11 protein-coding genes are annotated in these 13,320 nt (G+C 62.7%); 5 read left to right on the top strand and 6 right to left on the bottom strand.

All coding sequences use genetic code 11. The features are described from left to right. Position 1 precedes the first annotated feature (1 nt). The 5 genes from ABDJ38_RS14755 to ABDJ38_RS14735 are packed head-to-tail and all read right to left on the bottom strand — an operon-like array spanning position 2 to position 4,142. Positions 2–838, bottom strand: coding sequence for an urea amidolyase associated protein UAAP1 (locus ABDJ38_RS14755; RefSeq protein WP_346785888.1), 837 nt, complete (start codon positions 836–838; stop codon positions 2–4). After that, the gene (locus ABDJ38_RS14750) at positions 835–1,371 is read right to left on the bottom strand and encodes a CopG family ribbon-helix-helix protein (protein WP_346785887.1); all 537 of its coding nucleotides are present in this window, start codon (positions 1,369–1,371) and stop codon (positions 835–837) included. Before ABDJ38_RS14750 ends, ABDJ38_RS14755 begins: the two co-directional genes overlap by 4 nt. A gap of 12 nt (positions 1,372–1,383) precedes the next feature. Further along, on the bottom strand, positions 1,384–2,202 hold the full coding sequence (locus tag ABDJ38_RS14745; RefSeq protein ID WP_346785886.1) for an ABC transporter ATP-binding protein: 819 nt from the start codon (positions 2,200–2,202) through the stop codon (positions 1,384–1,386). Beyond that, on the bottom strand, positions 2,199–3,014 hold the full coding sequence (locus tag ABDJ38_RS14740; RefSeq protein ID WP_346785885.1) for an ABC transporter permease: 816 nt from the start codon (positions 3,012–3,014) through the stop codon (positions 2,199–2,201). The genes ABDJ38_RS14745 and ABDJ38_RS14740 overlap by 4 nt, the downstream gene beginning before the upstream one ends. Before the next feature lie 42 nt (positions 3,015–3,056). After that, entirely contained in the window at positions 3,057–4,142 is a 1,086-nt protein-coding gene (locus ABDJ38_RS14735) for a putative urea ABC transporter substrate-binding protein (RefSeq protein ID WP_346785884.1), read from the bottom strand. A 203-nt stretch (positions 4,143–4,345) separates the two neighbouring features. Here ABDJ38_RS14735 and ABDJ38_RS14730 point away from each other — a divergent pair, with 203 nt between their 5' ends. The 5 genes from ABDJ38_RS14730 to ABDJ38_RS14710 all read left to right on the top strand — a co-directional run bounded on the left by ABDJ38_RS14730 (position 4,346) and on the right by ABDJ38_RS14710 (position 11,472). Continuing rightward, positions 4,346–5,446, top strand: a complete 1,101-nt coding sequence (locus ABDJ38_RS14730) for an MBL fold metallo-hydrolase (RefSeq protein ID WP_346785883.1) — start codon at positions 4,346–4,348, stop codon at positions 5,444–5,446. Positions 5,447–5,470: 24 nt separating this feature from the next. Continuing rightward, positions 5,471–6,475: an MBL fold metallo-hydrolase gene (locus ABDJ38_RS14725; RefSeq protein ID WP_346785882.1), complete on the top strand. Its 1,005-nt coding sequence runs from the start codon at positions 5,471–5,473 to the stop codon at positions 6,473–6,475. 31 nt (positions 6,476–6,506) lie between these two features. Further along, complete coding sequence (locus ABDJ38_RS14720) at positions 6,507–7,445, top strand: Vgb family protein (protein ID WP_346785881.1); 939 nt, start codon at positions 6,507–6,509, stop codon at positions 7,443–7,445. A 424-nt stretch (positions 7,446–7,869) separates the two neighbouring features. After that, positions 7,870–8,856, top strand: a complete 987-nt coding sequence (locus ABDJ38_RS14715) for a sterol desaturase family protein (RefSeq protein ID WP_346785880.1) — start codon at positions 7,870–7,872, stop codon at positions 8,854–8,856. A gap of 192 nt (positions 8,857–9,048) precedes the next feature. After that, a complete protein-coding gene (locus tag ABDJ38_RS14710) occupies positions 9,049–11,472 on the top strand; it encodes a TonB-dependent receptor (RefSeq protein WP_346785879.1) in 2,424 nt (807 codons plus the stop codon). A gap of 216 nt (positions 11,473–11,688) precedes the next feature. Here the strand turns inward: ABDJ38_RS14710 and ABDJ38_RS14705 are convergent, their stop codons facing one another. Beyond that, positions 11,689–13,269 carry a tetratricopeptide repeat-containing sulfotransferase family protein gene (locus tag ABDJ38_RS14705; RefSeq protein WP_346785878.1) on the bottom strand — a complete coding sequence of 527 codons (1,581 nt, stop codon included), beginning with the start codon at positions 13,267–13,269 and terminating at the stop codon, positions 11,689–11,691. Between the last annotated feature and the right edge of the window lie 51 nt (positions 13,270–13,320).

Below are 13,320 nucleotides of genomic sequence, written 5' to 3'. Positions count from 1 at the left end.
TTCAGCGGCGGTAGTAGTCTTCGACATTCTCGAAGGCGCGCAGGCCCTCGGGCGTGGCGAGGCGAATGGGATCGTCGAGCGCGGTCGTCGCACCGCGCCAGGCGGTGAGCCGCAGCGGGCTGACGCTCCATGTGTCGCGCGGGTCGAGCACGTGCGGGCAATTGGCGATCACCACGATCACGTCCATTTCTGCGCGCAGCACCACCTGCCGACCGCCCTCGAACGGGCCGATTTGCGGGGTGATGGTGCCATCGGGCTCGATTGTCGTGCCCTTGAAGAAGTTCACGCAAGGGTGGACGTCGCGGCGGAGCAGGCCATGCTTGGACGAGCCGAGCAACAGGCGATCGCGCCCATTGGGATAGGCGCCACTGTTGCGGCCTTCCCCATACTTCGCCTCGTTGGTGGCGGCGTTCGAGGTGCCGCAGAAGGCATCGTGGGTGCCCGCGCTATCGTCGGTGATGCTCATCAGCACCCGACCCATGTCGCTGAGCAGCAGCTTGCCCTCGCCCAGATAAGCGTTCCACTGCACCTTCACCGTGTCGGCAACGTTAAGCCGCTCGGTCGGCATCTCGGCGTTGTAGATCAGCAGCGAGGCGCAGGCATCGCCCGCAAGATCAATCAGCCGCAGGCGCGATCCGCGCGGCAGGCGGCGCGAGGAATAGCCCCCGGCGGCCACGGTCTCTTCCCACAGCAGATCATCAGCCGGGACGCCCTCGGGCAGATCGTCCGCCTCGGGCGGAAGCATCGGCATGGCCTCGACCTTCGTGCCCGCCATGGCGCGGGCATGGTCGCGCGCGGCCAGCGGGTTGGCTAGCGGGCTCGTCGCAGTATCGCTCATGCTGCGGCCCTCCGGCGCTTGCCCTTCTTGGCGGAGACAACCTTGGCCGAAGCGGCAGCTTGTGCCGCATCCTCCACCTGCTCGTCGTCGGTGTGATCGTGCAAGGGGGGAAGCAGCGCGGTGGTCGAGACGAGCTGCAACTGATGCACGCCGCGAATGCTGCGCAAGGCGTCGCACAGTTCCTTGAGTCGCACCGCCGGCCCCTGCACCAGCAGGACTTCCAGCGACTGATCCTCTTCAAGGAACACGTGCTGCGAGGAGATGACCTCCTTGAGATAGTCGGCCTGCGTCTTCGCCAGTTGCTGGCGAATGGACCCGCGATCGCCGCGGTAAACCAGAGTAATCGTTCCTGCTATCGTCTCTTCGGGACGAACATTTGCCTCATGCGCGACCAGCGCATGGCGGATCAGTTCGGCAATCAGTTGCGAGCGCGAAGGCAACCCCCGTTCTTCCACCATCGCATCAAGCTGGCGGAACAGTTCGGCGGGCAAGCTCATGCTGAGGCGGGCAAGGCTGGTAGGTTCGGTGGACATCTTTGCGTCCTCTCAGTTATTATCGAATCTGTCAATCGTAATACCGGCATCATCCGGCGCGATTGACAAGGGTTGTGCGTCGGCCTCTTCAGACAGGCTCTCTTGCTTGTTGCGCTCGAGCGGGATGTCGTAAACGACCTTCGCGCCGTAGCGGTGCGGAGCGTGCGGATCGTGCCGCCATTTGTCGAGCGTGAGCACCCGCGTGCCGAGCTTGAAGGCCTCGCCGATATCGTGCGTGACCATGATCACCGTCAACTCGTAGTCGGTCCACAGGCGGGTGATCAACTGGTGCATATCGTTGCGGATACCCGGATCTAGCGCACCGAACGGCTCGTCGAGCAGGAGGATGCGCGGCCGCTTGATCAGCGCCTGGGCGATAGCGAGCCGCTGCTGCATCCCGCCCGACATTTGCGCCGGGTAGGAATGCATCGCGTCCTTGAGCCCAACCTCTTCGAGCATGGCGACGGCCTCTTCGCGGGCCTGCCGCCGCGCCGCTCCGGTTAACTTTGCCAAGAGGGGCGACTGCGCACATTCAAGGCCGAACATCACATTGCCGAGCGCGGTGAGGTGCGGGAACACCGAATAGTGCTGGAACACCACCCCGCGATCCGGTCCGCATTCGGGTGGCAGCGGTACGCCATCGAGCATGAGCGTGCCGCGAGAGGGCGCCTCCTGTCCGAGCGCCAGCCGCAGGAGGCTGCTCTTGCCTGCGCCCGAAGGCCCGATCACCGAGACAAAGGCCCCCTCCTCGATGGTGAGGTTGATCTGTTCGAGCACGATCTTGTCGCCATACTCGACCCACACGTCCTTGAACGACAGCAGCGCGGTCATCGACGGCCTCCATGCGCCCAGGGGAAGGCCTTGCGGTTGGTCCAGACGAGGATCATGTCGAGCACTGCGGCCAAGAGCGCGATCCAGGCGACGTAGGGCAGGATCACATCCATCGCGAGGTAACGGCGCACGAGGAAGATGCGGTAGCCGAGCCCGATATCGGCGGCGATGGCCTCGGCCGATATCAGGAACACCCAGGCCGGGCCAAGCGACAGCCGCACCGCCTCGATCAGGCGCGGCAAGACCTGCGGCAAGGCCACGCGGATCATCAGTTGCCAGGTACTCGCCCCGAGCGTCTGCGCCTTGAGTATCTGTTCGCGCGGCAGGGCGGCGACATGGCCGGCAATGTCGCGGATCATGAACGGTGCGATGCCGATGACGATCAGCGCCACCTTGGCCGTCTCGCCGAGGCCAAAGGCGATGAACAGGATCGGCAGCAGGGCAATCGGCGGGATCACCGCAATGCCCGTCACCAGCGTGCCGAATGTCGCGCGCACCGGCGGCAGCAACCCGAGCAGCAACCCCACCAGCAGGGCGCTGAGCGTCGAAATGCCGAGCCCCAGGAACAGCCGCTGCAGGCTCGCCAGCGTATCGGCCCAGAACAACAGCCGTCCCGAAAGCTGGTCGGGCACGAACAGCAGGCCCCACATGGCATCGACCATCGCGCCGGGCAGTGGGAGGATCTTGTCGCTGGGGTTTGCCGCGTGCCGCTCGGCAGCGATCACGAGATACAGCACCACCAGCAGCACGATCGGGATGGCGCCCATCATCACCGAACGGCTGCGGCTTACATGGCGATTTACCCAGCGCATGGAAACTCCCGATCGTTCGTGCTCGTCAGCAGAAGGATTGCCTTAGAGCGCACCGTCGGCTGCCATCTGCATGAAGCTGTCATCGAAGCGGAGCGTGATGTTGTTGGTGTCGCCGAGCGTCTTGCCACCGGGAAACGCCATGCCGATCGCATCGGCCGAGCTGGCACCCTGACCGAACAGCCCTTGCGCAAAGCTGAAGTCGCGCACGCGGGTCATGTTCTCGATCAACGTCGACGAGCGGGCTGCCTCGACGGCATCTGCGGGTTTGACGTAAAGGAACGTGGTAGCGAGCTGGCCTTCGAACATCTCGGGCGTCGTTCCCGCCAGTTCGGCCATGGCCGCGCGGGCCGAAGCACCGGCTTCGTTCTGCTGCTCCATCAGCGCCAGCGTCTCGTACCAGATCCCCGCAAGCGCCTTGCCCAGATCGGGGTTGGCTTCAACCGTCTTGGTGTCGACCACCAGCAGGTCGAGGATTTCGCCGGGAATATCTTTCGAGCTGAATACGAGGTTCGCGTCAGGTTCCTGCATCATGGTTGTGAGCTGCGGGTTCCAGGCCACGGCCGCAGTCACTTCGGGCGAGGTGAAGGCGCTGGCAATATCGGCATCGGCGGTGTTGATGGTCCGCACGTCGGTCATCGCAAGGCCTTCCTTCTCCAACGCGCGGGCGAGCAGATAATGCGACACCGAAAGCTCGACCAGATTGACCTGCCGCCCCTTGATCGCCGCCAGCGAATCACTGCCCTTGAGCAGCACGCCGTCGTTGCCGTTGGAGTAGTCACCCACGATGATCGCGGTCGTGTCATGCCCCTGCGCGGCAGGAATGGTGAGCGCGTCCATATTGGCCACGGTCACGCCATCAAGCTGGCCGGCGGCATACTGGGTGACCGATTCGACATAGTCGTTGACCTGCACGATCTCGATCTCAATGCCGTACTTGTCGGCCCACTTTTTGACGATCCCGGCCTGATCGGCATAGGGCCAGGGCATCCACCCGGCGTAAATCGACCAGCCGATCTTGAACGAGGTCTTCGGCTCGGCAGCTTCCTCACCTCCGGAAGAACACGAGGCCAGCGCCAGGGCACAAGCCAGCACGGCGATCGAACCAAGGCGGCGTACAGCACTCATCATCAGCACAACTCCTTTTTCGCAATCGCAGCATTGCCGCAAACGCAAGGCATGTCCAGCGCAATTTATTACTATTGTCATCTTGTGTAATATCCATATGCTCGCAGCCAATCAGACGAGAGGGCGCACGAGCCATCCGCAAGGTGAGGCATGCATCGAAGGCACAGGCCTGGTCGCAAGAGCAGCGGCCCAACCAGGAGTTTTCGATGCCGCAAACGCCGCAGTCCGAGCCGACCTACAATCCCGCCCTGTCAGGAAATCCGCAATCGGCGACCTTGCGAAGCTATCCAAACGGCAACCCGGATGCGAGCTATAACCCGCCTGGTGTGCGCAACACGGATTCGGCGCTTCCGCTCCATCCCGCAGAGCCGGTCATGCACAATTACGATGCCGAAGGCCCTGCGGCCGGGCGGCTGGGTTTCCGCTGGACCTACGGCAGCAACGTCGCCGCCAAGAACCGCGATCCGCGCGTGCAGGTGGTGCAATATAACGAGGATACCTTCGTTATGCGCCAGAACGTCTGCATCGACTGGCAGGCCCCATTCACCCACCTTCTGTTCGGCAACGACGGCGCGCTGCTGATCGACACCGGGGCAACCGCCAATTCCGACTATTACCCTTTGCGCGAAACCGTTGATGCGGTGATCGGGCGCTGGGCCGATGCGCGCGGGCGCAAGACCGTACCGCTGACGATCGCCATGACCAGCGGCGAGGACATAGCCCAGAACCAAGGACTGGTGCAGTTCATGGACAGGCCAGACACCACTATCGTGCCCAAGCCGCTGGGCGTGATGAAGCAACACTATGACCTGTCATCGAGCTGGCCCGACGGCACCGGCACCATCGACCTCGGCGCCCGTGTGATCACCGTCATCCCCACGCCGGGCACGCATAAGGACGGGGTCAGCTTCTACGATCCCTATTGCGACATCCTGTTCACCGGCGACCTATTGTTTCCGGGCTGCATAAACATCAGCAACGAGGGCGATTTCATCACCTCGCTGGAACGCTTGCAGAGCTTTGCGGCGGCCAATCCGGTGGAATGGATCCTTGGCGGACACATCGACATGATGTTCGTTCCGGGCAAGCACTACCCCCGCTTTGCCACCTACAAGCCCTATGAGCGGGTGCTCGAAATGACGCCTGCCATCATCGACGATGCGCTGGCCAGCGCCCGCGAAGTGCAAGGCCGCGAGGTCAAGTTCATCCGGCCCGATTTCGTCCTGTTCAACGGGGTCAGCCCCGATGCCCGCGCGGGCGAATGGCCAGAGGGCGTGCCGAACATCACCCCGCCCCGGCCCTACTAAGATAGTCGCAGGAGACCCAAACAGATGGATCGTCGCACCTTCCTGTCATACAATGCCGCCGCGGTCGCCGTGCCGACGGCGCTCACCACCTTCAGCAGCGCGGCAAAGGCCGCCACCAGCCCCGAACCGATCGACTTCACGAGCAACCTGCCCGCGCCGGGCGGTTTTCCGGACAAGTGGATCTGCGGTTCGGAATCGCTGATGGACAACACCGATCCGCCGGTTCACGTCCACTGGTACAATGCCCATACCGCGATCCTGCGGCAGAATAAGGCCTACAGCTACGAGGCGCCGTTCGCCCCGCTCTATTTCGGCAATGACCGGGTGCTGCTGCTGGACGAGGGCTTTACCACCTGGCGCAACGACTGGGATCTGCGCGGCGCTGTGGATGAATGCATCAACGAATGGTGCGCGCGCAACGGGCGCGATCCGGCCGATATGGAACTGCTGGTCGCCTTCAGCCATCTGCACGCCGATCATTATGCCGCCGTGAACCAGTTCGCCGACCGGCCCAAGACTCGGTATATGGGGCTGACGCACGAGGAAATGGTCGGCTTCTGGGGCATGACCAACTTCCCCGAAGAGCAGGTCACGCTCGATCTGGGCGGGCGCGATATCCTGATCTGGGGCTCGCCCGGCCATGTGATCTCCGAGTTCGCCTACTACGACAGCTACACGCAGATCCTTTACACCGGCGACATGTTCTACCGTGGCCGCTGCTACATCAGCTTCTGGGAACCGTGGTTCGCAAGCATGGGCCGGTTGATCGATTTCGTGGACACCCATCGGGTGACCCACGTGATGGGCTGCCACGTGGAAATCAGCAAGGACGGCGAGGACTATCCTTACGGCGTGACCTGGCAACCGAACGAAGCGCCCGTGCAGATGACAGTCGAGCAACTGCGCGAAACATACGAATTCGCCAAGACCATCACCGAACCGGGCATCTATTTCACCGGCACCGTGTTCCTGTGCAACCAGACGCGCGGAACCACCACCATCGACGTGAACCCCTATCGCTACAGCTGAACCCGGCGCGGTTCGTTTGAGGAGCTTATCAATGAAGAAGTCCATCGCTCTTGCCGCCCTCGTGCTGGGCGCCTGTTCCGCTGCCGACGCTGATCCGGCCGACAACGAAGCAACCAACGCCGGCTACGTCGAAGAGGTGATCGAAGTTCCCGACTTCGCCGACTTCCTGCTGGTGGACGGCAACACCGTCTGGGCCACCAACCAGGGCCGGATCGAGCAGTGGTCGACCATGGGCAAGGTGACCTCGGTCGAGGTGCCGCGCCCCTGCGGCACCATGGCGATGGCGGCGGAGTCACTATGGGTCGGAAATTGCGACGGCGGCGAGCTTTACCGGATCGATCCGCGCACCGCCGAGGTGCTCGAGAAGGTCCCCGCCGGCATCGGCCCGAGCGGGGAGCAGAACGTGGTGGCGGGCGCGGGCTCGGTCTGGGCGCCGAACCAGGCCGATGGCACGATCTCGCGCATCGACCCTGAGACGAACACGGTCGTCGCCACCATCCCCGTCGCACCGGGCACGACCTATCTCGCCTTCGGCTTCGACGCGCTGTGGGCCGCGAGCGGCGAAGGCGGCACCATGCAGCGGATCGACCCGGAGACCAACTCCGTCACCGACACGATCGAACTGGGCGACACCCCGGGCTTCCTCGTCGCGGGCGAAGGCATGGTGTGGATTCAGGAGCAAGGCGACGGAACGCTGGCCCGGATCGACCCTGAAACGCGTGAAGTGGCTGGTCGCACCAAGGTCGGCGACAACCTCAAGTGGGGCGATATCGACGTGGGCGAAGGCAAGGTCTTCCTGCGCACCACCGACGATCAAACCTTCGTGGTGATCGATGCAGCCACCGCCGAGGTGGTCGCGCGGGTCGGACGGGCCGAGGGCAGCGGCGCCTTGCGCTATACGCCCGAGGGCATCTGGACCAGCGCCCACGATGTCCACTCGCTCACCTGGTGGACCTCCACCGCCAACTGAGCTCACACTTCCAATCGTCTGCAAAGCCAAGGCGATGGGCGGCCCTCCTGCGCGCGGGGGTTGCTCATCGCCGCTTTGTTTGGACGGGCGATATGGTGGTGGCCGGGTGGGCGTTCCGCCCGTGGCAAGCGCCGATTCGCGCACAGCTAGGCCCGACCTGTGGCATCTCGATTACACTTCACGCACAATCCTGAAAAATTCGGGCAGGAATACCTATGAAATACCGAGACTAGTATCTCAAATCACGCGATTTTCCGTCGATTACGCCGGAATTCCAACCCATGTTGCATAGCAGCATTAATACTCTTGACCGGTTACGTAATATCTATAGCCTGTATCGCATCGCAGCATAGAACTGCGGGGAAGTTCGGAGCGGAGGATCTGCAACTGGAGGCCGATGGGCTACCATTCCTGGAGATTGTCTATGGATCGAGCGACGAACAGTAAGGCTGGTGACAAAGTCACCTCGGCAGCCGCTACGCTCGACACCGACGCCCAGGCGGCTCCCGCAACATTCGCCGGCAACATCAAGCTCGCGCTGATCAACGCCGTGCCGCTCGCAACGCTGCTGGCGGTGGTCGCCTTCTGGCTGCTGGCACCGCGCTCCTTCACGACGAGTGAATGGAGCCTGGTCATCGTTACCAGCGCAATCACCTTCTTCATCCTCGGTCTGGAGTTCGTAATCGAGCGTCATTCGGGCTGGCGGCTGACCTGGAAGGAATTTCTGACCGATCTGTTCTACGTGATCCTGATGGCAACCGTGATCGGCTGGCTGGTCGAGTCCTTCGCCGACGGTCCGCTTGGTGCAGCCAAGGACAAGCTTGGGCTGTCGACCCCGTGGATCCTCACGCTGCCGCTCGTGGTGCAGGCGTTGATGGTCGTGTTCCTGATCGAGTTCGGCCAGTATTGGATGCACCGCTGGATGCACAACTGGCTGCCGCTCTGGCTCACCCATGCGCCACATCACCACGTGACCCAGCTCAACGCGATGAAGGGCGCGGTCGGCAATCCGATCGAACTGTTCCTGATCAGCCTCTCGGTGATCGCCCTGTTCGATTTCGACATCGTCGCGATCTTCTGCGGCCTGTCGATGATGACGGTGATCTCGACCTTCGCCCACGCCAACGTCCGCTCGGATCCGCCGCTGGCCTATGGCTTCCTCTTCACCACCATCCGTAACCACAGCCTGCACCACACTGCCCTCAGCTATGAGGACACACGCTGCAACTACGGCAATTCGGTGATCGTGTTCGACCGCATCTTCGGCACCTACCGCGATGGCGAATCCGCCATCGTCGGACAGGACGACCGGCGGCGGCTGAGCATCTACGAGCAATTCATGTTCCCGTTCCAGCCGCTGCTCGACAAGGCCAGCGCTGCGCGGGCGAAAACCGCCGACGCAGACGGCTAATCCAGCACGGCAAGGGAGCAAAAGGCCACCAGACCACGGGAACCGCACACAAACACCGGCAAGCAGCGGCCATCAAGGTTCCGGCAAGGTAGAACCACAGGCCAGTTCAACTGCTCTTCAATTTGAAATTCTCAGGTTTCGGCGCGCTCCGGAGCCCGGACAAACACAACCAAAAGCATGAGGGATTGCACAATGAAAAAATGCTCCAAAGTCAGGCTGAAGCTGATGGTGGCAACCGCCATTACCGGCACCGCAGCCGTTGCCACGCCAGCTGTCGCGCAGGAAGTCGCGACGACGACGACCAGTGACGCAATCGTCGTCACCGCCACCCGCCGCGCGACAACGCTGATGGACACCCCAATCAACATTACCGCGCTGTCCAGCGAAGAGCTTGAGCGCCAGCAGGTCGCCGACATCCGCGACATCGCCGATTTCACCCCCGGGATGACCATCTCGGATACCGGGCCGGGTTCGACCGGCACGATCGTACTGCGCGGTCTGCGCGCCTCAGACGTCGGCGATGGCGGCTCGATCTTCGATAACGCGATGGGCATCTACCTCGGCGAAGTGCCGATGTACTACGACTTCAAGTTCCTCGACATCGATCGCGTCGAAACGCTGCTCGGCCCGCAGGGCACGCTTTACGGCCTCGGTACGCTGGCAGGCGCCATCCGCTACATTCCCAAGCGGCCCAACCTCGACCAGTTCGAAGGCGAAGTGCACGGCGGTCTCTCGATGAAGGCCCACGCCGACGATGTCGGCTTCGAGGCCGATGGCGTGATCAACATTCCGATCATGCGCGACCACATCGCGTTCCGCTCGGCGACCGGCTACACCTACGACCCAGGCTTCATCGACTATCCGCTGCTGGTGCAGGAGCCTGGCATCTCGATCCCGCAACCCGGCGGCCCGAACAACCCCAATTATTCGCCTGAACAGTACGATGCGAACCTCTACCGCCGCGACAACCTCAACTATGAGCGTACCATTACCACGCGTAACCAGCTGCTGGTCGCACCGAACGACGATCTCAGCTTCAACTTCACCTACGCGTTCCAGCAGACCAAGACCGAAGGTTCGTCGAGCAACAGCGCCGGTGTAATGGGCACCGGGCTTTACGAAAACGCCAGTCGCTTTGCGGAGCCGGTTGATCGCTACGCGCACCTGGCGAGCCTCGAGGTCAACGCCAACATCGCCGACGTCGTCGATCTGGTAGCAACCGCCGCCTATACCGTGAGCGTGTTCAAGGATTCGGCCGACGTGACCGATCTGCTGCTCGATCTCGATTACGGTTACGAGAACTATCCGGCCTTTGCCGGGTTCACCGATTCCGAGCGCGTACGCAAGCAGCACAATGTCGAGGTCCGCTTCGTCTCTACCCACGGCGGCCCGGTCAGTTGGGTGCTTGGCGGGTTCTTCAACAAGGACGACTATCAAAGCGACTACGCGGAGATGTTGCCCAACCACCCCTGGAGCGATTCGATTCAGAATAATCCTGAATCCCTCGAATACGTGAACTACACCAGCTCGAAGGTCGAGGAAAAGGCGGTTTTCGGCGAGGCCACTCTGCAGATCATCCCGCAGTGGCAGGTCACCGCCGGTGCGCGCTACTTCGATTACACCTCCGAGATATCCGGTGCGGTCACCTTGCCGATGTATGACGGCCCCCTGAGCCCTTACGACGTTGATCCGAGTGGTGGCACGGGCGGACAGGATGGCTGGGTGTGGAAGTTCAACACCTCGTTGGACATCTCTGACGAACTGATGATCTACGGCACCTACTCCAAGGGCTATCGTATCGGCGGCCCCAACCGGCTGGTACCCTGCCCCGAAGGCACCCCGACCGTTCCCGTTCCTGGCAACAACCAAGGCGTTTGCGCTCTGCCGAACGAAGTTCAGTACGGTCCGGATCAGACCAAGAACCTCGAAATCGGCACGCGTCTGGAACTGTTTGATCGCCGCCTGAACCTAAACCTGGCGTATTTCCACATCGACTGGGACGGCATCCAGGTTGCCTCGTCATCGACTTACGGCGTGACCGGGATCACCATCAATGGCGGGTCGGCATTATCAGAAGGTTTCGAAGCGAGCTTCCAGGCGCGTCCGATCCCTCAATTGAGCATCCGAGGCAGCTTCTCCTACGTCGATGCGCACCTGACCGAGGACGTGGAAGACATCATCCTGGTCAACGACCCTCCCGGCCAGTACCCCACCTCGCTGGCCAAACTGGACGCACTTTCGGGTGATCGTTTGCCTGGCTCGGCCAAGCACTCCGGCTCGCTGGGCGCGACCTACACCTTGCCAGTCGGCAGCGACGACCTGGTCCTCAACTGGACTGCCACCTATCGCGGCAACGTCGTCTCGCGGCTGGGTTGGGATCGCGCTTACGGCACGCTCATTCCGAGCTATACCGTGCACCGCGCCTCGGTCTCGTACGAAATGGCGGACGTCACGTTCACGCTCTATGCCAACAACATCTTCGACAAGTACGCGGTCGTCTCGGTTGCCAACGACCTGTCGCGGACAGGCTACAACAGCGGCGTCCAGCTGCGCTACTATCGCCAGGCCGTGCTCAATCCGCGCACGGTCGGGATCGAGGCCCGCATGAAGTTCTGATTGTAGTTTAAATTTCCTCGCGGGCGGGGCGTCTGTCATCAGTGACAGGCGCCCCGCTTGCGTTGAGGCTATAACGGGATGACATAGCATAGACGCGCAAAGCCCTTCCCCATGGGGAAGGGGTGGGATGGGGGTTCTACGCCAGCGTCGAGCCCCCACCCCCGGCCCCTCCCCATGGGGAGGGGAGCAAAGTGGATCAGGGCAATCTATCAGATGCTAGGCTTTCCAGGCCGCTTCGGGGTCGATCCCCTGCGCCGCCAGCCACGCGCGCGCGGGTTCCAGCGCATCGGCATGGGTCCGCCACTTGCCGATGGCATCGGCATTGAGCGGACGGCGCACCTGCGCCGCGCTCGGCGTGGCCACCGCCGCGCGGTTCTCATGGAAGGCGAGGCAAGCCGGATCCCACTCAAGCCCGCAATGTGCGAGCAAGCGGCGCGTCTGCCCCTCCTGATCGGCCACCAGTTCCTCGTAGCCCAGTTGCAGGACGCGGCCCGGCATCAGATCTTCCCACAGGCGCATCAACCGGTCGAACCGGGCATAGTAGCGGGCGGTGTCGAGCAGGTCATAGGAATAGGCGTAGTACGCCGACTGGCTGGCGAAGAGGTTCTTGTAGTTGCTCCAGATCGTATCCATCGGCTGCCGCCGCAGGCAAACAATCCGCGCCTCGGGCAAGGCCCGCGCTATGTAGCCAGCATAGAGGAAATTCGCGGGCAGCTTGTCGATGAACCGGACCGCATCTTGCGGACGCTGGTGCGCTGCATGCGCGAGATAGGCCTTGCCAATGGCCTCCGCATCGATAGCCGCACTCGCCGCCACGGTTTCGGCATCTATCACTTTGCGCGAGCGCGCCTTCGCGAGGCGCTTCACCGCCACCGGCATCGCCTGCAATTCCCCCGCCGAACCCACATCGGGGTGCGAGGACAGGATCCGGTCGACCAGCGTGGTACCCGTGCGCGGCATGCCGATCACGAAGATCGGCGCCTGCGTGTGGTCGCCCTGGCTGGTGAACAAGGCCCCTTCCCCGCTGCGGAACAGCTGCTCAAGCGCATCGAACACCGCTTCGTCCTGCGCGAAGTCGTAACCAATGGTTTGCTTGTGCTCGTCGTTGGCGGCCTTCAGGTGATTGAAGGCGGCCGTATCGCCAATGTCTTCAAGTTCCTTGGCCAGAGCATAGCGAATGCGCAACCGATCATCGGTGTTGTCCGCCTGGTCGAGCGCAGTCTCCAGTCGGGCCACGTGATTATTTTCCGCTGAATGCCGCGACAACAGCGCCAGCGCATAGTGCACCCGCGCATTTCCCGGCTCTTCGCCAAGGATTGCCTCGTACAGCGCCCGCGCCTCATCGACCTTACCGGTAAAACCGCAGGCCGCCGCCAGATTGAAGCGATAATCGTGATTGTCGGGGGCCTTGGCGACGGCCGCGCGGAAGGGCGCAAGCGATCCCTCGTGGTCGCCAAGCCGGGTGAAGACGCAGCCGATGGTATCGAGCGTCATCGCCTCCTGCGGCCTGAGATCATAGGCCGCGCGCGCCGCCCTTGCGGCATCGCCTTCGCGATGGAGCAGGCTGAGCACCCGCGCCAGTTGCGCCAGATGCTCGGCCTCGGGGCCGCGCTGGACGGCGGCCTCCAGCAAGGCCAGCGCATTTGCCATGTCGCCGATTTCTGCCGCGACAATTCCCAGCAGAAAGTAGCCGGTCGGCTTGCTCTGATCTTGAAGTACCAGCTCTTTTGCCGCTGATGAAGCAGTCGCGAAATCGCCCTGTTGCAGGGCTCGTCTGGCTTTGGATTCGAGGCTCATGCGAGCCTCATGCCGCCTCTGGCCCGCCCCCTCAAGAGGCGGGCACAGAGG

This window comes from Aurantiacibacter flavus (genome assembly GCF_039710615.1).
GTDB lineage: Bacteria > Pseudomonadota > Alphaproteobacteria > Sphingomonadales > Sphingomonadaceae > Alteraurantiacibacter > Alteraurantiacibacter flavus.
Note: the sequence above shows the minus strand (reverse complement) of the source record. Positions and strands in the feature narration are given on the sequence as shown.

Bases quoted from the DNA above. Each gene is read 5' to 3' on its own strand.
- ABDJ38_RS14740 (WP_346785885.1), bottom strand. From the start codon at position 3,014: ATGCGCTGGGTAAATCGCCATGTAAGCCGCAGCCGTTCGGTGATGATG.
- ABDJ38_RS14710 (WP_346785879.1), top strand. From the start codon at position 9,049: ATGAAAAAATGCTCCAAAGTCAGGCTGAAGCTGATGGTGGCAACCGCC.
- ABDJ38_RS14755 (WP_346785888.1), bottom strand. From the start codon at position 838: ATGAGCGATACTGCGACGAGCCCGCTAGCCAACCCGCTGGCCGCGCGC.
- ABDJ38_RS14715 (WP_346785880.1), top strand. From the start codon at position 7,870: ATGGATCGAGCGACGAACAGTAAGGCTGGTGACAAAGTCACCTCGGCA.
- ABDJ38_RS14750 (WP_346785887.1), bottom strand. From the start codon at position 1,371: ATGTCCACCGAACCTACCAGCCTTGCCCGCCTCAGCATGAGCTTGCCC.
- ABDJ38_RS14735 (WP_346785884.1), bottom strand. From the start codon at position 4,142: ATGATGAGTGCTGTACGCCGCCTTGGTTCGATCGCCGTGCTGGCTTGT.
- ABDJ38_RS14730 (WP_346785883.1), top strand. From the start codon at position 4,346: ATGCCGCAAACGCCGCAGTCCGAGCCGACCTACAATCCCGCCCTGTCA.
- ABDJ38_RS14745 (WP_346785886.1), bottom strand. From the start codon at position 2,202: ATGACCGCGCTGCTGTCGTTCAAGGACGTGTGGGTCGAGTATGGCGAC.
- ABDJ38_RS14725 (WP_346785882.1), top strand. From the start codon at position 5,471: ATGGATCGTCGCACCTTCCTGTCATACAATGCCGCCGCGGTCGCCGTG.
- ABDJ38_RS14720 (WP_346785881.1), top strand. From the start codon at position 6,507: ATGAAGAAGTCCATCGCTCTTGCCGCCCTCGTGCTGGGCGCCTGTTCC.
- ABDJ38_RS14705 (WP_346785878.1), bottom strand. From the start codon at position 13,269: ATGAGCCTCGAATCCAAAGCCAGACGAGCCCTGCAACAGGGCGATTTC.